Source organism: Chitinophaga jiangningensis (genome assembly GCF_900142605.1).
Lineage (GTDB): Bacteria > Bacteroidota > Bacteroidia > Chitinophagales > Chitinophagaceae > Chitinophaga > Chitinophaga jiangningensis.
The window spans coordinates 260728-282591 of record NZ_FRBL01000007.1 but is presented as its reverse complement, the minus strand read 5'-3'; the positions used below and the strand labels follow the sequence as shown (position 1 = coordinate 282591).

General features: G+C 45.9%; 17 protein-coding genes and 1 tRNA gene. 6 read left to right on the top strand and 12 right to left on the bottom strand.

The features are described from left to right. Window positions 1-39 precede the first annotated feature (39 nt). On the bottom strand, window positions 40-1767 hold the full coding sequence (locus BUB18_RS19345) for a DUF4838 domain-containing protein (protein WP_073084260.1): 1728 nt from the start codon (window positions 1765-1767) through the stop codon (window positions 40-42). Window positions 1768-2024: 257 nt separating this feature from the next. Here BUB18_RS19345 and BUB18_RS19340 point away from each other — a divergent pair, with 257 nt between their 5' ends. Both BUB18_RS19340 and BUB18_RS19335 read left to right on the top strand, forming a co-directional pair. Continuing rightward, window positions 2025-3539, top strand: coding sequence for a hypothetical protein (locus tag BUB18_RS19340; RefSeq protein WP_073084259.1), 1515 nt, complete (start codon window positions 2025-2027; stop codon window positions 3537-3539). 462 nt (window positions 3540-4001) lie between these two features. Beyond that, on the top strand, window positions 4002-6440 hold the full coding sequence (locus tag BUB18_RS19335) for a hypothetical protein (RefSeq protein WP_143160010.1): 2439 nt from the start codon (window positions 4002-4004) through the stop codon (window positions 6438-6440). Window positions 6441-6468: 28 nt separating this feature from the next. On the opposite strand, the gene BUB18_RS19330 is transcribed toward BUB18_RS19335, so the two are convergent. From BUB18_RS19330 to BUB18_RS19315, 4 genes are all read right to left on the bottom strand, one after another. After that, the gene (locus BUB18_RS19330; RefSeq protein ID WP_073084256.1) at window positions 6469-7584 is read right to left on the bottom strand and encodes an acyltransferase family protein; all 1116 of its coding nucleotides are present in this window, start codon (window positions 7582-7584) and stop codon (window positions 6469-6471) included. Between the two features lie 187 nt (window positions 7585-7771). Then, the gene (locus BUB18_RS19325; protein ID WP_143160009.1) at window positions 7772-8662 is read right to left on the bottom strand and encodes a hypothetical protein; all 891 of its coding nucleotides are present in this window, start codon (window positions 8660-8662) and stop codon (window positions 7772-7774) included. A 60-nt stretch (window positions 8663-8722) separates the two neighbouring features. Beyond that, window positions 8723-8794: transfer RNA gene (locus tag BUB18_RS19320), tRNA-Arg, on the bottom strand. A gap of 48 nt (window positions 8795-8842) precedes the next feature. Next, the gene (locus tag BUB18_RS19315) at window positions 8843-9409 is read right to left on the bottom strand and encodes a MarC family protein (protein ID WP_073084253.1); all 567 of its coding nucleotides are present in this window, start codon (window positions 9407-9409) and stop codon (window positions 8843-8845) included. 48 nt (window positions 9410-9457) lie between these two features. Here BUB18_RS19315 and BUB18_RS19310 point away from each other — a divergent pair, with 48 nt between their 5' ends. The 4 genes from BUB18_RS19310 (at window position 9458) to BUB18_RS19295 (ending at window position 16460) form a co-directional block, all read left to right on the top strand. Continuing rightward, window positions 9458-10042: a helix-turn-helix domain-containing protein gene (locus BUB18_RS19310; protein WP_073084251.1), complete on the top strand. Its 585-nt coding sequence runs from the start codon at window positions 9458-9460 to the stop codon at window positions 10040-10042. Between the two features lie 102 nt (window positions 10043-10144). Continuing rightward, entirely contained in the window at window positions 10145-13357 is a 3213-nt protein-coding gene (locus BUB18_RS19305; protein WP_218588064.1) for a SusC/RagA family TonB-linked outer membrane protein, read from the top strand. A gap of 9 nt (window positions 13358-13366) precedes the next feature. Beyond that, the gene (locus tag BUB18_RS19300) at window positions 13367-14947 is read left to right on the top strand and encodes a SusD/RagB family nutrient-binding outer membrane lipoprotein (RefSeq protein WP_073084248.1); all 1581 of its coding nucleotides are present in this window, start codon (window positions 13367-13369) and stop codon (window positions 14945-14947) included. A 190-nt stretch (window positions 14948-15137) separates the two neighbouring features. Next, window positions 15138-16460: a DUF5690 family protein gene (locus BUB18_RS19295; RefSeq protein ID WP_073084246.1), complete on the top strand. Its 1323-nt coding sequence runs from the start codon at window positions 15138-15140 to the stop codon at window positions 16458-16460. Between the two features lie 83 nt (window positions 16461-16543). On the opposite strand, the gene tatA is transcribed toward BUB18_RS19295, so the two are convergent. The 7 genes from tatA to BUB18_RS19260 all read right to left on the bottom strand — a co-directional run bounded on the left by tatA (window position 16544) and on the right by BUB18_RS19260 (window position 21858). After that, the gene (gene tatA, locus BUB18_RS19290) at window positions 16544-16753 is read right to left on the bottom strand and encodes a twin-arginine translocase TatA/TatE family subunit (protein ID WP_073084244.1); all 210 of its coding nucleotides are present in this window, start codon (window positions 16751-16753) and stop codon (window positions 16544-16546) included. A gap of 135 nt (window positions 16754-16888) precedes the next feature. Next, window positions 16889-17446 carry an alpha-ribazole phosphatase gene (gene cobC / locus BUB18_RS19285; RefSeq protein ID WP_073084242.1) on the bottom strand — a complete coding sequence of 186 codons (558 nt, stop codon included), beginning with the start codon at window positions 17444-17446 and terminating at the stop codon, window positions 16889-16891. Further along, a complete protein-coding gene (locus BUB18_RS19280) occupies window positions 17431-18207 on the bottom strand; it encodes an adenosylcobinamide-GDP ribazoletransferase (protein ID WP_073084240.1) in 777 nt (258 codons plus the stop codon). Before BUB18_RS19280 ends, cobC begins: the two co-directional genes overlap by 16 nt. Further along, on the bottom strand, window positions 18204-19238 hold the full coding sequence (gene cobT / locus BUB18_RS19275; RefSeq protein ID WP_073084238.1) for a nicotinate-nucleotide--dimethylbenzimidazole phosphoribosyltransferase: 1035 nt from the start codon (window positions 19236-19238) through the stop codon (window positions 18204-18206). Before cobT ends, BUB18_RS19280 begins: the two co-directional genes overlap by 4 nt. Beyond that, entirely contained in the window at window positions 19238-19753 is a 516-nt protein-coding gene (cobU, locus tag BUB18_RS19270) for a bifunctional adenosylcobinamide kinase/adenosylcobinamide-phosphate guanylyltransferase (protein ID WP_073084236.1), read from the bottom strand. Before cobU ends, cobT begins: the two co-directional genes overlap by 1 nt. A gap of 10 nt (window positions 19754-19763) precedes the next feature. Then, window positions 19764-21074, bottom strand: coding sequence for a DUF5074 domain-containing protein (locus BUB18_RS19265; RefSeq protein WP_073084235.1), 1311 nt, complete (start codon window positions 21072-21074; stop codon window positions 19764-19766). 187 nt (window positions 21075-21261) lie between these two features. After that, window positions 21262-21858, bottom strand: a complete 597-nt coding sequence (locus BUB18_RS19260; RefSeq protein WP_073084233.1) for a DUF6580 family putative transport protein — start codon at window positions 21856-21858, stop codon at window positions 21262-21264. Window positions 21859-21864: the final 6 nt, after the last annotated feature.

Genomic DNA, 21864 nt, shown 5'->3' with positions numbered 1-21864 from the left:
TCCTGTAAAACCCTGACAGCAATGATATTAGCGAGGTAACTATTTGTTGCCAAAGCTCTGCTGAAAATCACGTGCGCTTTTTTCCTCATTACCCAGCCACGTAATCCCAAATTTATCGCAATCAGCTACAAATTGTTTCAGCTCATCATTATTGGCTGTTACGCCTCTTGCAAGTGCACTGGTGGGTGCTGTTCTTTTCATTTCTAATTCAGCGTAATCCACAGCTAATCGCTCTTGTACTACGCGGGAATAATAGGGGCTATTGGCTGTTACTGTTTCTGCGTGTCTGAAAATGTTATGGTATTTATCCAGGTTTTGCTGACTTAAATAGCTGTTTCTGAAAACATCCGGTTGTTGCCAAGGCGTCAATGCAATTCCTGATTTTTGGTATTCGGCAACCAGGAGGTCCATATATCTGACAATGTCATCTTTTGCTGGACCATAGAATCCAGTTAGAAATTCATCTCTCACTTTATTAAAATTCAAATTGGGATCCCACATCAACCTTGAAAGTAAATATACACGTAGTTCTGAAAATTCTCCTTTCTGATAGATAACACCTTGTTCAAAAAGCCCAGTCACATTATTGGCTTTAAAAAACTGGATATTTGGTTGTAGCGTTTGATAATTGGGCCATGGACAAAGCGTATGGAAGTAATTGATCGGGTAATCCCAAACGAATATTTCTTTAGCAAGCTTTTTCCAACCAGCCATTGTATTTTTTAAAGCCGCCGCATGTTGGTCATTGCTGGTATTGATGGGACGGCCACGATCCACTTCAGTTACACAGAAGAAAATCTCCACGTTTTTCGCTGGTTTCAAGGTTACAGGTGGATTGATACTTTGATTATATGCCAGTGTACTGATGGTCATATTAGGAAAGGCAGCAGCAAATCGGTTAACAAATGGTAACAAAGTGCCCATGTAGCTGTTTTCCCGGATATGCTTAGGTTCACACAAATTACAGTGACAATAATCTCTGTTATCATTTTGGCTGATCGACCAATTTTTGAAATTTTGGTTTTTAGCCATATCAGCTTTCAGATTAGTCAACATGATATTAAATACCTCAGGTTGGCTCAAGCATGGTTGTGTGGGCTTACGAACACCGTCCACCAGGGCGTAGTATTCTGGATGTTGCTTGAAATACTTTGCTGGAGGTAACAATACTTCAAACGTATGTGCCAGCGACCCCCTGAATTCGTATACATACTGAATCTTATTCCAGTCTGCAAACTTACGCATTAAAGTATCTTTCTCAGAAAAATAGAATAATGGTGATCTGAAACTAATAGCTGGATTTTGTTGTACATTAATTAAAGCAGGTACTGCCAACACTTTGTTGGTAGGAATAACCTCTACCCCCTTTGCAAGATAATGGCAATTAAAAAAGGTTTCCAGGAAGACATATACACCATATAATGTTCCCTTTCTGTTTCCACCTGAAATCAAGATGGAGTTCCCTTTTGTTTCTATACTCAACCCATCTGGGTCTGCAATACTACTTGATCCCCTATTTGTTTTGCCAATACATATTTCCGTTGGAATAGCGGGTGTAATATCCTTGACAATGGGGATACTCGTTCCTGATATTTTTTCAAGATAATGTTGTATCTCATTGGCTGCATGTGTTTCAACCGCTGTGCCCCTGGCTGGTACCACAATACGATAAGCCGTTTTCCCACTATTGACAAGAATAAGTTTTCCATCCTGAGCACATGAGATAAGGCTCCAGGCTATCAGCAAGAGAAATGGCAGAATTTTCATGAGTAATAATTAACGGTAATAAAGTGGTGGTAGGGGAGAATAGGATGAATACTACTGAGTTGCCCAAAGTTAGGGAAAATAAAATGGACCTGATATTAATTTTTTGCCTTCATATTATAGTTTATGTGGCAAAGGAGGCTATTCGGATGGATATTATGAAAGTTACACTGACAAGATAGTTTTGCGCGTCTTTTTTATGACAAAGCCGTTCATTTATCTTAATTTAAATTTTCTATTTTGAATAAGATATCCCTGCTATGAAACGAATTTTTACATTGGTAAATATTGTGCTACTAATCTGTATCGCTTTTAACGTATACAGCAATAATATACTGGTTCAGAAGGTGGCGCTCACCGACACCGATACTGTTAATAAGTCAGTATTGATTAATTTTGACCTGTCATGGAGCAATTCCTGGAGAGATGACATTAACTGGGATGCTGCCTGGGTAATTGTTAAATTCAAAAAGCCAAATGGTCACTGGGGACATGCCAACTTTAGTGTGAATGGTAATACAATTGATTCCTCCAATGCACAAATGAAAATAACTGTACCCGCAGATAAAAAAGGTGCTTTTATCTACAGGGTACAAAAGGGTAATGGTGATAACCTCCTCACAAAGGTGAAAATTCTTTGGAACTACGGATCTGATGGTATTAGCAATCTTTCCGATATTGAAGTAAGAGTATTCGCAACGGAAATGGTATATGTGCCCGGTGGTTCATTCGCCGTGGGAGACGGAGCCAAGCCTGATGGCTATAATATGGCCACCAACCTGCGAAATGCAGCTTACGGTTATGAATACCTGATTATTAATGATACGTTGTCTGATCCCATGGTGAGAACACCACTTAATGGAAGTACGTCACCCGCATTCCGGGTGGATGGAATCAGGGGACTCGATAAAAATTCGGATGGAATAATAGATAATGCCGACTATCCCACAGGTTACAAACCTTTCTATTGTATGAAGTATGAAACCTCTCAAGGACAGTTTGCTGACTTTCTTAACACTATCTCCTTGGATTCCACCGACGCGAATTATGGACAAACAGCCTCCACCTACCTGCTGATACTTGGACAACAATTATTTCCCGTTAATCCCGGAAACAGATTTACTATATCACGCCAGGATAGCGTATTTCTGGCTACACGTCCTGACAGGGCATGCAATTATTTAACAGCTCTTGCGAAGAATATTTATGCATTTGCAGACTGGGCCGGATTAAGGCCTATGTCAGAGCTGGAATTTGAAAAAGCATGTAGAGGACCACTTGCACCCGTGGCTTTTGAAAATGCAGGGGGGACGTTTGTCGGCCTTACAAGTCCACCTACCAATACCATTACTTTAACATTGAGCGGCGAGGAAAATGGAACAGAAACTATTACTTCCACCTTCGCTGTTCCTCCGACTGCCTTTAAAATAAGTGGTGGTGATGGTGGTAGCGGCCCGCTTCGTGTAGGTATATTTGCAACTCCTAATAGCACCAGAATCTCCTCGGCCAGCTCCTATTATGGAATTCAGGATCTTACCACTAATTTGAGTGAGTATGTGGAATTTTGTGTGCCAAAGCCAGATTTAACCTATAGCACACATGGTGATGGATATATCAACTCTTCCTATAGGTATACGAACATTACAACTTGGGTAGAGGAAACTACTGCTTATGGTTTGAAGTCAAACTTTGTAAGCGGTATGTATGGCACCTATATGAATACCGACGGTAACTCCGGTTTCAGAGGAGTGAGATCAGCACCTGCAGAAAACTAATCTCCCATCCATTTATTTCATATACTGATGAAAATCTTTACACTGAGCATAGCACTTGTGCTATTTCATATAGCAGTATGGGGGCAGGCGCTATCTTTAACAGGTCCTTCCCCAGGATCAGTATTGTCAGCTGGGATCATAAAGGAGATTACCTGGCAATATTCGAACCTGGATAATATAAAAATTGAATACTCAGCAGACAATCAACAAAACTGGTCCCTTATAACAGCAACCTATCCGGCTACCGCGCTGAAATACAATTGGACTGTACCACAAGTGCCTACCCAAAATGGATATATCAGGATTTCCGACGTGTTAGACCCGGCTATTTCGAGCGTGATTGGCCCAATTACAATTCTGCCTAAGAGCCTGAAATGGAATAAAAATATGATTAACCGGACCGGCCCTCAGGGAAGCCCGGTTAGTTTATCCTGGCAAGGCTCCTCCGTACTCAACGTAAAATTGAGTTATACTACTGGTACTGCCTATACCACGATCGCAACTAATCTTGCAAATGCCCGCACCAGTTATCCGATTTCATTGCCTGGTTACGCCGGGCAAATTTGTACATTGAAAGTTGAAGATGTAAGCGATGCCAGCATATTTGATACCGTCCAAATAGTTGTAACATCAGCTCCAACAGCCTTAACCGCAAAATATCGCGGGGGACCTTACGATGGTTTTTCGATGAATCATAGCAGCAAGCTTCTCCGTCCTGAAATTGGCCTGGTATATCCTCAACCTACCGATACGGTCATAATTGGCGATACTATTACTATCAGATGGACCTGTAAGGATATTGCCAACCTTGCGCTGCTTTACTCAGTTGACAGTTTGAAAACCTGGAAACCAATCACAAATATTCAGGCAGTAGAGAAAGCCTATACGTGGAGAGTACAGGCTGCACCGTTGCATTATTTCCACCTAAAATTAGTGAATACGGCGGATACAACTGTTTATCTTCATTCAGAGAAAATATTCGTAAGAGATCAGGTATTAAGTTTGCCTGAATCACCCGGTATTGCATATGAAGGAACGGTATGGCCAATTCGATGGGATGCAATAGGGGTACTAGCTGTGAATGTGTATTACTCAAGTGATAGCAGCAATTGGATAGCAATTGCGAATAATGTGCCTGCACAAAGGCGTTCACTAAATTGGTCCATTCCGAAAGGAGTGCTGAATCGCGTTTACTTCAAAGTAGTTGATGTCGCCAATCCCGCAATGGTAGCAATCAGCACTGATCCCGTAACAATTACTCCTTTGGCCATCTCCAACCCTTATAAATATAAAGGCAGCTCGTACGATGGTGCTGTTATGAGTAGTAGTAACCGCGGTAAAATAAGATATCTCCTACCACAGCCAGGCGCCACAATTCTGGCAGGTGCAAGCCTGGATATAACATGGCTAAGTAATGATGTCGATTCAGTAGATATCTTTCGTTCCTTGAATAATGGAATTTCCTGGGATACCATTTTCCGAAAATTACCCGCGGTTCTCAGGAAAGCAACGTGGGTAGTTGAGGATACTGTAACAGACGGATGCATGCTGAAGATTGCCTCGGCACAAGATGCAGATATTTATGCCATCATTCCAGGAAGTCTCTCGATAAGAAAGAGATCATTGGCGATGAGTGCGGATCGTGTACCAGATTATATTTTTGAAAAACAGGCAATAGGAATAAAAGTGAATTCTTTTGGTGTGGATAGTATCCAGTTATTTTATTCAGTTGATAATAAATTGAGCTGGAATTCTGCTACAGTTATGACTTCTGCCAAAGTATCCACATTAAATTGGAATACTCCTGTTAACGCAGGAGCGGTGGTTTATTTAATGGTGAGGTCTACAGGTTCACCCGTGTTAACAGATACATTAGATAAAGTCGTAAAGGTACTTGCCGCACCGTCTTCCGATTTATCCAAATATACCGGTGGCATTTTCGATGGATTCGCTGGCCGCTCAAATATTACCAGGCTTTTTCTAAAATCACCTACTGGCGGGGAAGTGCTCACCAGCGGTAATACATTCGAAGTTAAGTGGTCGTCCGTCAATTTGGAGGATTCAGTAAAAATCCAGTTAAGTCTGGATAGTGGTAAAACATGGCAAACGGTAGACAGGATGCCTGCTATCGCCGGAACCTACGAATGGACTATTCCATCCAAGATCAGCGGCACCAGAACGACTGCAGCCAGATTATTGGGAGAAATCAACAACAAATGCCTGCTTCGCGTAATAGCTGAAGAAGCAGATAATGTTATTTCTGTCACCCAGCAAAACTTTACCATCAGAACAAGTGAAAACATTCCTTCGCTTATCATCCTGAAGCCTACTATTGATGATACCCTTCAAACCGGAGTAAGCTACCCCATTAAATGGGATGCACAAAACATTGGATCATCGCTTATAGCGATTGACGTATCGGACGATGACGGTGCCACCTGGACTACGATCGCCGCTAATCTTACCAACACTGGTAACTACGACTGGCAGGTGCCGCTTAAATACGGCAACACCACCGGCATCCGCTACGCCAAATCACGGATACGTATATACGCTACCATCGAAGGCACGAAACTCTCCGCTGAGAGCGCGCCGTTTGTCTGGAAGCAGCAACTTCTCACCGGCATACCAGAGGAAGTTACCCGGAAATTGGATATGAAAATCTATCCAAACCCGGCAACAGATTTCGTAATGGTCCACGCCTTCTTCTCAGAAAAACAAAACCTGGTTATTACCATCACAGACGGTGCCGGCAGGAAAATCTATGAACGGGGCTACCTTAATGTGAAAGATACTTTCCATGAAAGGGTGCCGCTGAAAGGAGCCGCAGGCATGGTATATGTAACCGTATCCACCCCACAGGGCAAAATATGTACTATACCGGTTATGATGGCCAGATAAGACTATCATATATTTAAAAAACCAGCCTTCAGTCGAAGGCTGGTTTTTTTATTTGTGGTGAAGATACCTTCGGCCGGAATAACCATTCCGTCAACACCCGCTTCACCGGCAATTCGAAATAGTCAAATAACAATAGCGCCACTCCCACAATCATTCCATACACCACCACAGGCACCCAGGCATACACCGCTGGATTTTGTATCCAGCCGCATATTTTATCAATCAGGATCAAACCGATATTCTGATGTAACAAATACAGCGTGTAACTAACCACCCCAACTTTCCTGAAAACGCTCCATTCCATTGGCCTGATTACCCGCCAGTCCATTACCAGCGCAAGGAACAGCAATAGCATAACAGCCAGCATCGTAAGACTAATCCAATCGAAGTCCTGCATAGAACTAATCAGCAATAAAACAGGGATTATATATGCAACCTTCAACTTCTTTCCCACATAAAAGTCATAAAAGCAAATACCGAGCGTAAAGAATGGCATATGCTCATAAAAAAACAATAAGCCTGCAGCTTTATCCAGCAACTGCAAGGGAGAAAATCCACTGAATTTTGCCAGGTAATGGAGACATAAAAGCCCTATCAGCAGTATGTTCCAGGACCTGAGTATATGCTTGCGGGAAATCAGGAAATACATAAACCCTATTAACAGGTAAAATTTCATCTCTACCAGTAATGACCAGTAAACTCCATCAATGAGTGCAATATCCGGATCCCGCAATATATACTGCCATGCTAAAGGATCCGTAAACGTAAGCGAGGGCAGGAAGGATAACACGCTTTTATGAAACGGGAATTTATTCACAGGATCCTCCATGGCTACAAATACAAAAGTCACCACGCTGCATAATAACAGTGGGGGCCAGAGCCTGATAAGACGCTTTTGCATAAACTCTTTCAATGACAGACACTTTTCAATGCTCAGGAAAGTCACAAAGCCAGAGATCATAAAAAAGAACTGGACACCCATATGCCCATGCTCAAAGAAAGGGTTACTGTAGGCATTTCCATAAGGATAATAGGACTGATCAATGTAAGGAGGAGCCCAGCGGACATAATAATGGAACAGTACCACCAGCGAGATAGCCAGAAATCTAAATCCATCTAATCCCCCAATGCGCAAAGTTGTCATGGTTGAGTAGGTTGATATGGTTAAAAATGGAAATACGGTTTTCAATAAAAAGAGTGTGTCCTATCGGGTCACAAAAATCAAACAGTTACCTAATTTACATTTTTACTTCGAAAAGTTTGACTGAATTTTAAAATACAAAGCCGCCACAAGCATTTCTTGTGGCGGCTCTACAGTGAATTAACAGGTGTTATTTTTTTGATTCCACCTGCTGTTTCCAATCTTTCAGTGCTTCAATTTCCTTTTGTTGCTGTATGATATATAACGTCAGCTCCTCTACTTTCTGCAATAATTTTTTATTCATCTCTCCAAGGTCTACGTCATTCTTTGCTACTTCTGCCGCGGTTGGTATATCGGGGAGATGTTGATGCTGCCGGATATAGTTTTCGAGTTCAGTCAATGTTGGAAGTTGATAGTCGGGGGCGAAAACGAAGTCGGCCCATTCCTGAGGATCAATGGTGACTTTTACCCGCTGGCAAGTGATATTACCATTTACGGATAATTTGGATTTAGGAACAGTGGTACCGATACCGACGTTCCCATTAGCCCTTACTATGTATAAGCCCCGTTCGTTTCCACTATTATCCACCACACCAAACGTCCCGTACTCTTCAATCCCAGGCCCCTTGCAGAACCCCATAAACACACGGCGGTTGCCATCTTCCGCAATATCCACTGTGCCATAACCATATATCACATTGGCAGTAAATGCCCGAAAGTTACCTCCGTATGATTTAACGGCACCGTTAACTTGCAAAGGTGTAAAACCATCGTCCGTACTATTACTGATGGTAACACGGTTTAATGTACGGATCAACGAGGACTCGAGATTCAAAGGCAGCCAGGTATTATTACTGCGGTCATATGACTGTATATAGCTGTTTTTTATACCGTCACCGTTAGTGGTGTGGGCCAGCTCAAGGCCAGAACCGGAAGTCGGCACCGCACCTGTACCGGTTAAACGCAATGTATAAGAGGTGCTGTTGCCGCCTGCCATAGTCGCTTCAAGTCCCTGTGCATACACCTGCCCTGCAATACCCATAGCGGCGCAAAGGCTAAGCGAAATAGCTTTAAATTTCATTAAGTATAGGCTTTAAAGTGGGTTAAATACAAAACCCGGCTTAAAGCCGGGTTCATTTTGTAGCCTCGCCAAGAATCGAACTTGGATCTGGAGCTTCGGAAACTCTTATACTATCCATTGTACTACGAGGCCATAAAGGACGGCAAAACTACATTTTAAACCTTATAATCCCAAATTACATTATAGATTGATATTCGCCTTAAATATTTTTACCGCTATCGCCAGCAGGATTACCCCGAAAAATTTACGGATCACCATCAGCCCGGCCTTACCCAGCAAGCGTTCTATGTAGCTTAGGGACCGCAGTACAATATACACCAGCGTCAGGTTCAGCACAATCCCCGCCAGGATATTGGCCTCGTCAAAGTTAGCTTTGAGCGACATAATCGTGGTCAAAGTACCGGAACCCGCTACCAGCGGGAACGCAATCGGCACAATACTACCCGCCTTCGCATCTTTTTCACTCTTGAAAAGTTCAATGCCCAGGATCATCTCCAGGCCGATCACAAAAATTACGATGGAACCCGCCACCGCAAAGGAATGCACGTCCACACTCATCAGCCTTAAAAACGGCTCTCCCGCCAACAGGAACAATATCATCAGCACCCCTGAAGCCAGCGTAGCCTTGCCGGCATCAATATGGCCCAGCTTCTCCTTCAGGGATACCAATATGGGTATAGATCCCAGGATATCTATCACCGCAAATAATGTAAAGGTAATGGTCAGAATTTGGCCGAAATTAAACATCGAGGTTAATTTATGTTCCCGTAAAGATAGAGAGTTATATTTGCAATCATGACAGAAGATATTATCATCCAGATCAGCAATAAAATCAAGGAAAAGCGTAAAGCCAAAGGCATCACTATCCAGGAACTGGCCGATAAAGCCGAGGTAAGTAAAGGTCTCATCTCCCAGATAGAAAATAACCGCACCGTGCCCTCCCTGCTGGTTCTGATCAATATCATCCGCGCCCTCAACCTGGATATGAATGAGTTCTTCAACGAAATCGATCAGCAAAACCAGGGCGCTAAAGTCATCGTCAAAAAAAACGACGAATACACGCCGTTTGAAAAAGAACCCGCCAAAGGTTTCAACTACAAACGCGTACTCACTAAAAATATCAAGAACTTTCCGGTTGATATTGTACTGCTCGAACTAAAAAAAGGCGCCCGCCGCAGCCAGCTCGTTAAAACCGACGCCTACGAATACAAATACATCATTAAAGGTAAAGTCGAATACCTCATCGACAACGAAAAATACCTGCTCGACACTGGCGATTCCCTCTTCTTCGACGGCCGCCTGGGCCATAAACCCGCCAACATCGGAGAAGAAGATGCCCTCATCCTCGTTGTCTACTTCTTCATCGATGCAGAAAAGTAGGGTTTAAAAATACTTAACATTTAATTTAGTATAGGTTAACATTTTGGTCACATAGGACCCGAACCTTTGCATGGTAAAAATATCCCCTTAATCTAAATTGCCATGCATCTAAATCTACAACTGGCCGTCAAACGGCTCAGCGCTATGCTAATGCTGTTTCTATACGTAGCCATAGCCCATGCCCAGCAAACTATTTCCGGAAAAGTATTCAACGCGGATGATAAACAACCCATCATCGGGGCCTCCGTGAAAGTAGTTGGCTCCAACAAAGGTACCGTTACAGATGTAAACGGCGCCTTCGTATTATCAGCCTCCAATGACGCTTCCCTGCTGGTGAGCTTCATCGGTTTCAGCCCGGTTACCATACCGCTAAATGGTAAAAACTCGGTTACCATTGAATTACAGGGAGATAAAAAAGCCCTCAATGAAGTAGTGGTAACGGCACTGGGTATACGTAAAGAGGTAAAGCGGGTAGGCTACGCCGTTCAGGAAGTGAAAGGTGCCGACCTCACCAAGGCTCGCGAACCCAACGCCATAAACGGCCTCGTTGGTAAAGTGGCCGGCCTCACCATCGGCGCCTCCGCTGAGCTATTGGGCGCACCCATGGCTCTCCTGCGCGGCAATAACATCGGTCTCTATGTCGTAGACGGCGTGCCCATCAACTCCGATACGTGGAACATCTCCCCGGATGATATCGAAAGCTATACCGTCCTCAAAGGGGTAACCGCCTCCGCGCTCTACGGCTCCCGTGGCCTCAACGGCGCTATCATGATCACCACCAAAAAAGGTACGAAAGATCAACGCGGGTTTTCCATCGACTTCAACTCCTCCACCATGTTCAACAAAGGATTTATCGCCATCCCGGAAGTACAGGACGAATACGGCCCCGGCGACCACGGTAAATACGCCTTTGGCGACGGTAAAGGCGGCGGTACTAACGATGCGGATTACGACGTATGGGGCCCTAAATTCGAAGGACAGCTCATCCCGCAGTACGACTCGCCAGTAGACCCTGCCACCGGCAAAAGAACCGGTACGCCATGGATTGCACGCGGCAAAGACAACCTGAAGAGATTCCTCCAAACTGGCATGCTCAGCACCAATAACCTCGCCGTGTCCAGCCATACAGACAAATCAGACCTTCGCTTTTCCCTGTCCCATTCCTACCAGAAAGGCCTGGTTCCTAATACTCAGCTGAACATCACCAACTTTAACTTCTCCGGAGGCTATAACTTTAATCCACGCCTCCGCCTCGATGCCTATATCAACTACAACCGCCAGTATACCGACAACTTCCCGGATGTTACCTACGGCCCCAACAGCATTATCTACAACACCCTCATCTGGGCCGGCGCCGATTGGAGTATGGATGATATGCGCAACTACTGGCAGCCCGGTAAAGAAGGTATACAGTCGGTATACGCGGAGTACCAACGCTACCACAATCCCTGGTTCATGACCTACGAATGGCTGCGCGGACACTACAAAACAGATATCAACGGCTACGTAAAACTCAACTACAAAATTTCCGATAAAGTAGAAGCCTTAGTGCGCACTCAGGTAACTTCCTATGACCTCATGCGCAACGAAAAAATGCCTTACTCTGCACACCCTTACGGTCGCGAAGAAGGCAAAGGGGACTACCGTGAAGATAAACGCTCCCTCTTCGAAAGCAACACGGATGTATTGCTGTCATACACTAACATCTTCCCACATAAAATTGGTGTACACGCTTCTGTGGGCGGAAACGTACGCTCGTATAAATACAATTCCAGCTTCGTTTCTACCGGCTACCTCAACGCGCCCGGCTGGTACAGCTTCGCCAACAGCCGCGACCCGTTATTCGCCACCAACTATACCGCACCTATGCTGGTGCTGAGTACCTACGGTTACGTGGACATTGACCTGGGGAAATACGCTACCATCTCCCTGACCGACAGACTGGATAAAAACTCCAGCCTTAGCCCAGGTATGAACGACTACTGGTACCCATCCGTATCGTTAACCACCGTGGTATCCGATTACGTGAAACTGCCGGAAGCCGTATCCTTCCTGAAGTTCAGAGGCTCTTATGCGAATGTGAAAGGCGGCCTTACCCAGGCTACCATCGGCGCTACGCCAATGGCTACCTATCCGCTGGGGTACGGGGCCGAATACCAGTCGTCGTACGACGGGCCCACGTTCCAGAACTCCGGTACCTACTCGGTACAACCAATTTATCAAACACAGGCCGGCGCCTACTACACCCAGCTGGTACCTAATCCAAGCCTGCGCCCATTCACCAGTAAAGTGTTTGAAACGGGGATGGATATACGATTCCTCCAAAATCGTATAGGCCTGGACGTTACTTACTATACTAACCTGAACGGGCCAAGAATCTACACCGTTCCTATGCCGGTATCCACCGGCTACGCCGGTGCCCTGGTAAATGGCGTAACCACCCGCAAAAAGGGTTGGGAAGCCACTATCAACGGCTCTCCGCTGCGATCCGCCACAGGCCTGAGCTGGGATGTAACAGCCAACTGGTCCACCTTTGAAGAAAGATATGAAAGCATCTACGGCGACCAGACAAAACTGACGCCTTTCATCGGCGTGGGCGACAGGGTAGACGTGTTTTACGGTACCAAATTCGTACGTACCGCTGATGGTAAAATTATCAATGGAGAAGATGGCCGCCCTATCAACAACCCGGTGCAGCAAAAACTTGGTTATGCCAATCCCGACTGGGTATGGGGCATCAACAACAGCTTCCGCTATAAAGGCGTATCCTTCAGCTTCCAGTTTGATGGTCGCGTAGGTGGTAGCCTGATCGATTATATCCAGCAGCAGACTTTCCGCGGTGGCCGCAACATCCGGACTGTACAGGGCGCCATGGGTGAAGCCCGTTACCAGGACTATAAAGGCGTAAAATCCTGGCTGGGAGATGGCGTAGTGGTAAACAACGGCGTACCTATTCAGTACGATAACAACGGTAACATCACCAATGGTGATAAACTGGCGTTTGCACCAAATACCACCAAAACCTTCCTGCAGGACTATATCAGCGTTTATTACAGAAACAATGAAGCAAACCTGATCAGTAAAACATTCACTAAGCTGCGCGAGGTGACGTTAGGGTATACGCTACCGGCAACCTTGCTGCACGGCACTTTCATCAAAAACGCGAATGTATCTTTTGTGGGTAGGAACCTGTTGTATTTCGCGAAAAACAAGGATGTAGATATGGATCAATATCCAGGTGCAGATCAGGGCTCGTCTTCGCTGCAAACGCCTACCACCCGCAGCTATGGCTTTAACGTAAACCTCACTTTTTAATTATTGGTCATGAAATCGCTTAAAATATTATCATTGGCAGCGCTTACTGGTATTGTGTTTAGCAGCTGCAATAAAAAATTCGAGGAATACAACATCAATCAGAACCGGCCCGCTCAGGTCCCGCCCAGTATGGTGATCGGCGGTGTGCTGGCCAATATGAATGTGGATAAGCCATGGAGTAATGTAATGCGCTGGAACCAGTTCGATTGCTGCAACTATAACTACTACGGTGACCAGCGTTACGACTGGGGCGGGGCGGACCTGAACTCTTTCTTCTCCCTCACCAACGTACAGCAGATGGAAGCAGAAGCCGCCCGCCTGGGAGGTAAAGCCGTTAACCCATACAATGCCCTGGGTAAGTTTATCCGTGCTTACTTCTACTATCGTATGACCAGCCTGGTGGGCGACCTGCCCATAGATGATGCGCTGAAAGGCACCGCCGTGGTAACGCCTAAGTATGCCACGCAAAAGGAAGTATTTGTGCATATCCTGCAATGGCTGGACGATGCGAATACCCAGCTGGCCGAACTCATCAACAATCCCGATAAAAGTAATACCGCCGAAGGCCAGGTATTGAAAGGAGATATTTACTACGGCAACGATCTTTCCAAATGGCGCAGAGCAGTGAACAGTTTTAAGCTGCGCGTATTAATCGCACTCAGCAAAAAAGCAACAGATACGGACCTGAATGTGGCAGCTTCCATTAAAGCCCTACTCTCAGATCCGGCTAAGTACCCGCTGATAGAGGGAATGGACCAGAATCTGCAGTTCATTTACAACAATATCAACAAGTATCCTTCCAACCCGGATAACCTGGGGAACGATGCGACGCGTTATAATATGTCCGCCACTTACCTCAATACCCTGGTAACGCTCAACGACCCACGCGCTTACATCACCGCCGAACCGGCCACATTACAGCTGACGAAAAACAAGAAGTCACCGGCTGATATTACGGCTTACGTCGGTGCCCCATCAGGCCAGAGTCTGGAAGATATGTCCTCCCTGATGTCCAACGTGGACACCGCCGCTTATTCCGTAAGAAGCCGTGCCCGCTACTACAGCAGCTACGCTGCGGAGCCGGGTGTATTAGTAGGTTATCCGGAAGTATGCTTTAATATCGCGGAGGCGATCAACCGCGGATGGGCCGAAGGCAACGCGGAAGACTGGTATAAAAACGGTATCAGGGCTTCGCTGGGCTTTTACGGTATCCCAATGAAAGGCGAGGTGGTAAAGAGTTACGGGGGTAAGAGCTATACCATTCCATTCGACTTTGAAGGCGTATATTACCAGCAGGCCAGCATTAAATACCAGGGTAATAACGCGCAGGGTCTCACGCAGATACTGCAGCAGAAGTACCTGGCATTCTTTGAAAACTCAGGCTGGGAAGCATATTTCAACTGGCGCCGTACCGGAGTACCTACCTTCAGTACAGGTGCAGGTACAGGCAACAGCGGCATATTACCTAAGCGCTGGAAATACCCTGATTCAGAACGTACCTCTAATACTGTGAACTGGGCGGCATCGTTGCAAAGCCAGTTTGGCAGCGGAACGGATGATATTAACGCGGCCATGTGGTTAGTGAAGTAATGACATCTCCCTGGAAAAATTTAATAAACCTTCAGAGAGTCGTCCGCCACCGGCGGACGACTCTCTTTTTTATAAAAGGACCGAAGGTCCATTTATAAAAAAGAGTTTAATAATACTTAACATTAAGTTTAGCTCTGCTTAACATTAAGTTTACATTGGAACTTCACCTTTGGAGAAACAGTGAATATTAATGTTAGCTATTCCGTGGATACAGCAGCGGCTGCAAAAGGCCGGCAGTGTTACTTTCTCCTTGTATGCAGCCCTGGTGGCATTCGGCACCTATTCCTGCATGTATGCCTTCAGAAAACCTTTTACAGCAGCCATTTTTGAAGGACAAACCTTTCTGGGAATAGATTATAAGATATGGCTGGTGATGATACAGACTATCGGTTACGCCTGTAGTAAATTTTATGGTATCAGGTTTATCGCTGAAATGAAAGGAGCTAACCGCGCCCGCAACATCATATTGTTGATCCTGATTTCCTGGATATCCCTGTTGTTATTTGCTATGATTCCCGCTCCCTATAATATTCCATTGCTGTTCCTGAACGGTTTCCCGCTGGGCATGATATGGGGGCTCGTATTCAGCTACCTCGAAGGTCGCCGCGCTACTGAATTTATGGGGGCAGTGCTCAGCATCAGCTTTATCTTCTCCTCAGGATTTGTAAAATCAGTAGGTAAAATGACGATTATCGACTGGGGAGTAGGAGAGCGTTGGATGCCTTTTATAACCGGCCTTGTATTCATTGTTCCCATCCTGATTTTTATTTTATTGTTAGAGCAGATACCACCGCCATCAGCGCAAGATGTAGCCGTTCGTACCAAACGTGCACCGATGAATAAACAGGAGCGCAGGAAATTTCTCGTTACTTTTTTGCCGGGCCTGGTAATGCTGATTGTGAGCTATGTAATGCTTACGGTGCTGAGGGATATGCGGGATAACTTTGCCGCCGACATCTGGAAGGACCTGGGTTACGGCAGCGCCTCTGCTATTTTTACACAAACAGAAATTCCCATTTCTATCGCCATAGTTGTGATCATGGGACTGCTGGTATTTGTGAAAAACAACTACAAGGCGTTTATGCTAAATCACCTGATTGTAGTGCTGGGATTCAGTATCACCTTATTCAGCACGCTGCTGTTTCAGGCGCACCTGCTCCATCCCGTATGGTGGATGACGCTCACCGGTCTGGGATTGTACATGGGCTACATTCCTTTCAATTGTATTTTCTTCGAGCGGTTGATCGCCGTTTTCAAATACGTCAGCAACGTAGGTTTTATCATTTATGTAGCTGATTCATTCGGATATCTTGGAAGTGTGGTGATTATGCTGGTAAAAAACTTTTACAGCCTGTCGCTCTCCTGGAGCCAGTTTTTTATAGATGCTGTACTGGGTACGAGCCTGCTGGGGATTGTGATTATGATTGCCTCTTCCTTGTACTTCAAAAAAAAGTTCCTCACCATGAATGGTAAAAATAATCCCGTTGTAAGTGGGGATGTGCAGATTGCCTGATTAGGACTCGGGTAAAAAAACAAAAGGTAAATCGTGATGATTCATGCACGATTTACCTTTTTTCTATTGGTAGGTAACAGATACTATTCTTTGTTTTCAGCGGCTGGTTTTTTAGCACCTGGCTGATCTTTCGCATCTTTGAACTCGCGGATACCGCTGCCCAAACCACGCATCAATTCAGGAATTTTCTTACCACCAAACAATAACAGAATTACCAGCGCAATCAGCAGTATTTCTTTTATACCAATCTCCTGCAAGAACAAGAAAGGAATATTCAAGATTGATGTTGTCATTATAAACAGGTTTTAGTGTGTTCTTTTTATTTTTTTACTATCAAACTTCACATAAAGTTAGCACGAAATCCGGTTTTTTCAGGATTTTGCCGGTATATTTCGTGTAATAAGTATAATATATTGGTAGAGAATTAATTACGAATTGTAAAAAACAATATTTAGTTGATTATTGGTAACTGACAAACACGCAATTCTACCATATTCTGTTCTTCTTTCAAAAGATTTTTCCAGAGGGGTGGCCGATACATGTGCGAGCAGCGCCCGGATGATACCGCTATGGGTCACCAGCACGGCATCACGGCCTTTGGCAACTACCTCATTTAGTATCTCCACCGCACGCTCGTACAGGTCCTGGTAGCTTTCCCCATTAGGCACCCGCACATATACAAAGTCGTCCATCCATTTTTGTAGCGCATCGGGGCCCAGGTCATCCCAGCGCTGCATTTCCCAGTCGCCGAAATTGAGCTCCTTCAGCCGTTCATCGGTAGTGAAAGTCTTCCCAAACAGGTAGGTGGCCAGTTTACTGCAGCGTTGCAACGGGCTCGCATATACATCCATTGCCTTTTGCGGCAGCAATCCCTTAATCCGGGCAGCTTCCGTCTCAAAAGTTGGCGCCACATCTATATCAGCAAAACCATAACAAATACCGCGTTCTACGGCCGGCGTAGTGTGCCGGATCAGGTATATTTCCATGCCAGAATACAAAAACACAAATATATGACGGATTCTGCAACCTGCTGTACCGCCCCCAGGCAGTCGCCGGTATAGCCGCCAATCCATTTCTTCATGAGTCGCCCCATGTACAGCCTGGCCATCAGCACAGCCAGCAGCGTAATCAGCAATCCATAATTCTGCAGGTAGACTGTTACGGCCACAAAAGGCAGTAAACCGAAAATACCAGCTACCACTAATTCCTGGGTGCTGATTCCTTTAGCAATAGGTTTAGATTTGCTTAACTCGTCCTCCCGCACATATTGTTGGGTGTAGATGACGGTGACGGCCGTAAAACGACTCAATGGCTGTGCAGCAATCACCGCCAGCATCATGGTGTGAATCGGTAAACTCATCAGGCTTACCAGCTTGGCCGCCATCAGGAGTAATAATCCCAGCATACCATAGGTGCCTATGCGGCTGTCTTTCATGATCTCGAGGATGCGCTCTTTCGTCCATCCGCCCCCAAAGCCATCGCACATATCTGCGAACCCGTCTTCATGAAACGCGCCGGTGGACCATATGCTCACGCATAATGCCAGCAGTACAGTCAATGGTCGCGGTGCAATATCGCCGAAAGCCCAGATCACCGCCAGCATAAAAATACCTATGATCCAGCCTACCAGCGGCAGGTACTTGGTAGCCCTGTTCAGCATTTCAGGACTATAAGGCTCTTTAACGGTAACGGGTAAACGGGTATAGAACATGACAGCCGTCAGGAATAGTTGCCATTGCTCTCTCATAGCGTACGATTTGAAACCTGTGCACTATTGAAACTGGCCATATTGTTGAGGAAGGCTACGGCCTGCTGTATCAGCGGGATAGCCAGTGCAGCGCCGGTACCTTCGCCAAGGCGCATGTCCAGCTGTAGTAAGGGAGAAACGTTGAGGTGCCTGAGCATCGCCTGGTGGCCTTTTTCGTCGGAACAGTGTGCAAACACACAGTAGCCGGTTACTTCAGGGTGCATGGCTGCTGCTGCCAGCAGCGCAGCGGAAACAATAAATCCATCTATCACAATCATCATCTTCAGCTCCGCAGCCTTGATGATGGCACCACAAATCATCGCGATTTCGAAGCCACCAAAGGTAGCCAGCGCCTGTATCGGCGAATTAGGTTGCGGATGGAATACCTGCACCTGGCGCAACACCGCTTTCTTTTGTTCGAGCTGCTGTGCGTTTGAGCCTGTACCGGCACCAATGCAATGATCGATAGCTGTGCCCGTGAAATAACTCATCAGTAACGCAGCGGCCGACGTATTACCAATTCCCATCTCCCCAAAACCAATAATATTACAACCCTGCTCATGCAAAGCCTGTACTTCCTCACTGCCGGCAGCGAGCGCCAGTTTGCACTGGTCGAGCGACATTGCCGGCTGATGCAGGTAGTTAGCCGTGCCCATGGCAATTTTGCGGTCGCGCAACTGCGGATGTGCCGGAAATAAATGATTCACCCCCGCGTCCACTATTTTCAGGTCCAATTGCTGATGGCGACAAAACACATTGATTGCCGCGCCACCATTCAGAAAATTATACACCATCTGGGCGGTTACAGCCTGTGGGAATGGGTTTACCAACCCCTCGGCCGCAATGCCATGGTCGCCCGCAAATACGATAATGGCAGGCTTTCGCAGCTCCGGCTCTAAGGTTTCCTGGATCAGCCCTGCCTGTAAGGCAATCTGCTCCAGCTTCCCCAGCGAGCCTGGTGGTTTGGTTTTCTGATCAATCTTTTCCTGTAATGCTTCTCTCAGCAAAGTTGAAACGGGTGTAATCATCATTATTTCTCCTCTTTTTTAATCACAACGGGAATGCCGGATACCATCAGCACAACGGTGTCGGCTATACGGGCAATATACTGGTTGGTCCAACCCTGAAGGTCCGCAAAGTGGCGGGCTACAGCGTTTTCTCCATGAATGCCCATCCCTATTTCATTGGTTACAATAATAAATGTTCCTGCTTTTTGGTGCAAGGCGTCAATTTCGGCCTGAATGGCGCTCAGGCTGGAAGGAATATTATGGCTGGTTTCTTCAAAGATATTGGTAAGCCATAGGGTTACACAATCGATAACAACGGTATGCCCGTCCAGGGGCAGTTTACTCACATGACGCTCTTCTTCAAAATTAATCCAGGCGGCGCTACGATCGGCCTTATGCCGCTGTACCCGTTCCTTAAAATCCTCGTCCCAGATGCGGGCAGTGGCTACATAAACAGGGTGCGCGCTTTGCGACAATGCCAGATCCTGCGCATATCGGCTTTTTCCAGATCTGACGCCGCCTGTGATCAGTATTATCATGCAGTATTAATTAGTTAGATACCGGCATAGATGGGAAGTATAACCCAGGATAGTTAATGGTTTTCTTCAGTGTACCGTTCACCGCATTATAAATCAACAGTGTGTTGGATTGATAATCGGAGGTCAGTGCAGTTACTATCAGCGTGGTGTCTCTCGAATTATACCTTACCCCGGCGCCATACAGAATCCTGTTGTCTGGCAGTTTCACCAGTGGTGTTGTTAAGGTAGTATCTATACCAGGTACAAATTTGTAAATTTTAGTACCGCTGCCGTAAGCATCCGTTTCACTGAAGTATACGGCGTTTTCATATTTCGCGGCAGACAGGGAACCAGCGTTCCAATAACCCCAGCTATCATAGATGTTAACGGGGATCGCATAGGTTTTCACCTCCAGGGTACCCTCGTTAATAGCATACAAATTTTTGCCGGAAGCTGCCCAGATATTACCATCCTGGCTTCTCGCGAAACCAACATCTGCCTTCACTGACTTCTTCACGATGCTGAAATCACTGGCATTCAGTACAATCACCCCATCAGTTTCAGACAGTACAAACACATAGTTGTTGGATTTGATGATGCCACCGGTTTGACCTGTAATACCCGCTATTTTGGCTCCCAAGGTAAGGGTTTGCAGGTTGATAACATATACCCCGTCGGCGGTAGTTACCAGGCCACGGCTGTTATCGATTCCGCAGAAGGCGCGGCCATCGGCTGGCAAGCTGGCGATGCGGCCGGTTTCTTTCAGGGTATTGGCGTCCGCAGCTACAAAAGCACCCTGCTTGGATACCATATACAGCTTGCCGTTATACAACTGACCATACTGGGAAGTAGTTCCCAGTGTTTTGCCAGGATTGAGGCGTGCAAAGATATTAGTGATCATGGTATCTTCTCCGCCACGATAAAAGTTCAGGCTGCCCGGATTAGGGAAGGAACCTTCGTTGAGGATATAATAACCATTTTCGTATGGTGCAAATACTTTAATGCGGTAATAATAACCGGTGAGAGAGTTACCGGCAAAGGCTTTGAAAGAGATGGTATAATCTCCGTTGGCAGTAGGTTTAAATACAAAGGCGGAATCTGTACTTGCTTCCACACCGTTTACCAGCCATTGGTAGGTAGGAACGCCGGCAATGTTTCCTAAGGTAGGCGCTATTTTCAGCGAATCACCCAGATAAATAGTATCCAATCCATTTGTTACTCCCGGGTTTGTCACAGAGGGGATCGTGATGCCCGCTTCGTATTTCTGACAGGCAGCCATTCCGATCGTGAGTGCTGCAGCCAGGGCCAGTGAAACGGGAAGGGAGCGTGAAAATTTACGCATGTGCTATTGATTTGTTTTGATAGTCCTTATTTGTATGCCGTTTTATACGCTCATACAGCGTGCTATAGACAGAATTCTGCTGAATGCAGCTATTTTAGGCAGGCCCTAAAATAACTTAGAGATTCCAGAGTGCAAAACCGGAGTGATGCACTCAAAAATCTCTAAATTAAAATATTATGTGATGGAATTAGTGCGCAGCACGGAGTTTTTTGCCTTGTACCAGTACAAGGCCGCCAAAAAAGATGGCAGAATAGATAACCGTACCAGCCAGGAAGAACCGCATGTAAGGGATCGCCTGTGCATAACAACTGATGATGCCGGCCATATCTTTCGTATAAGGTTTGCCGGTAGTCATATCCCAGCCACCGCCAATCCATACGCCAAAGTCGGATACGAGCCAGTGGATCACCGCAGCAGCCACAGAAGCCACCAGGATATTGCCCACAGCAGCTTTCTTAATCAATAACTGACCTGCGAGCACAATCAGGATAAAGCTCGCATAGTTCCAGATCCAGCCACTGTACAGCAGGCCTTGTGCAAACTCTTTCTGGAAGAATTGCATCATTACCACATCACTCAGAAACAACGTCAGTAAAGGAAATACATAGGCTTTCCATTTCTGCTGGAAAGTAGCACCACCAAATAAAGCCATCGCTCCTACGGGAGTGAACATAGCAATGGGAGACATGCTTGCATCCGCTCCCAACACAACTCTGATAACGCCTGCAGCCAGAATAAACAGCAGCAGCACGCCAAATTGTGGATTAAGATTCTTTAAAGACATATGCTG

Bases quoted from the DNA above. Each gene is read 5' to 3' on its own strand.
- BUB18_RS19260 (WP_073084233.1), bottom strand. From the start codon at position 21,858: ATGTCTTTAAAGAATCTTAATCCACAATTTGGCGTGCTGCTGCTGTTT.
- BUB18_RS19300 (WP_073084248.1), top strand. From the start codon at position 13,367: ATGAAATCGCTTAAAATATTATCATTGGCAGCGCTTACTGGTATTGTG.
- BUB18_RS19310 (WP_073084251.1), top strand. From the start codon at position 9,458: ATGACAGAAGATATTATCATCCAGATCAGCAATAAAATCAAGGAAAAG.
- BUB18_RS19280 (WP_073084240.1), bottom strand. From the start codon at position 18,207: ATGAGAGAGCAATGGCAACTATTCCTGACGGCTGTCATGTTCTATACC.
- BUB18_RS19295 (WP_073084246.1), top strand. From the start codon at position 15,138: ATGTTAGCTATTCCGTGGATACAGCAGCGGCTGCAAAAGGCCGGCAGT.
- cobC (WP_073084242.1), bottom strand. From the start codon at position 17,446: ATGGAAATATACCTGATCCGGCACACTACGCCGGCCGTAGAACGCGGT.
- tatA (WP_073084244.1), bottom strand. From the start codon at position 16,753: ATGACAACATCAATCTTGAATATTCCTTTCTTGTTCTTGCAGGAGATT.
- cobT (WP_073084238.1), bottom strand. From the start codon at position 19,238: ATGATGATTACACCCGTTTCAACTTTGCTGAGAGAAGCATTACAGGAA.
- BUB18_RS19325 (WP_143160009.1), bottom strand. From the start codon at position 8,662: ATGAAATTTAAAGCTATTTCGCTTAGCCTTTGCGCCGCTATGGGTATT.
- BUB18_RS19305 (WP_218588064.1), top strand. From the start codon at position 10,145: ATGCATCTAAATCTACAACTGGCCGTCAAACGGCTCAGCGCTATGCTA.
- BUB18_RS19315 (WP_073084253.1), bottom strand. From the start codon at position 9,409: ATGTTTAATTTCGGCCAAATTCTGACCATTACCTTTACATTATTTGCG.
- BUB18_RS19330 (WP_073084256.1), bottom strand. From the start codon at position 7,584: ATGACAACTTTGCGCATTGGGGGATTAGATGGATTTAGATTTCTGGCT.
- cobU (WP_073084236.1), bottom strand. From the start codon at position 19,753: ATGATAATACTGATCACAGGCGGCGTCAGATCTGGAAAAAGCCGATAT.
- BUB18_RS19265 (WP_073084235.1), bottom strand. From the start codon at position 21,074: ATGCGTAAATTTTCACGCTCCCTTCCCGTTTCACTGGCCCTGGCTGCA.
- BUB18_RS19340 (WP_073084259.1), top strand. From the start codon at position 2,025: ATGAAACGAATTTTTACATTGGTAAATATTGTGCTACTAATCTGTATC.
- BUB18_RS19345 (WP_073084260.1), bottom strand. From the start codon at position 1,767: ATGAAAATTCTGCCATTTCTCTTGCTGATAGCCTGGAGCCTTATCTCA.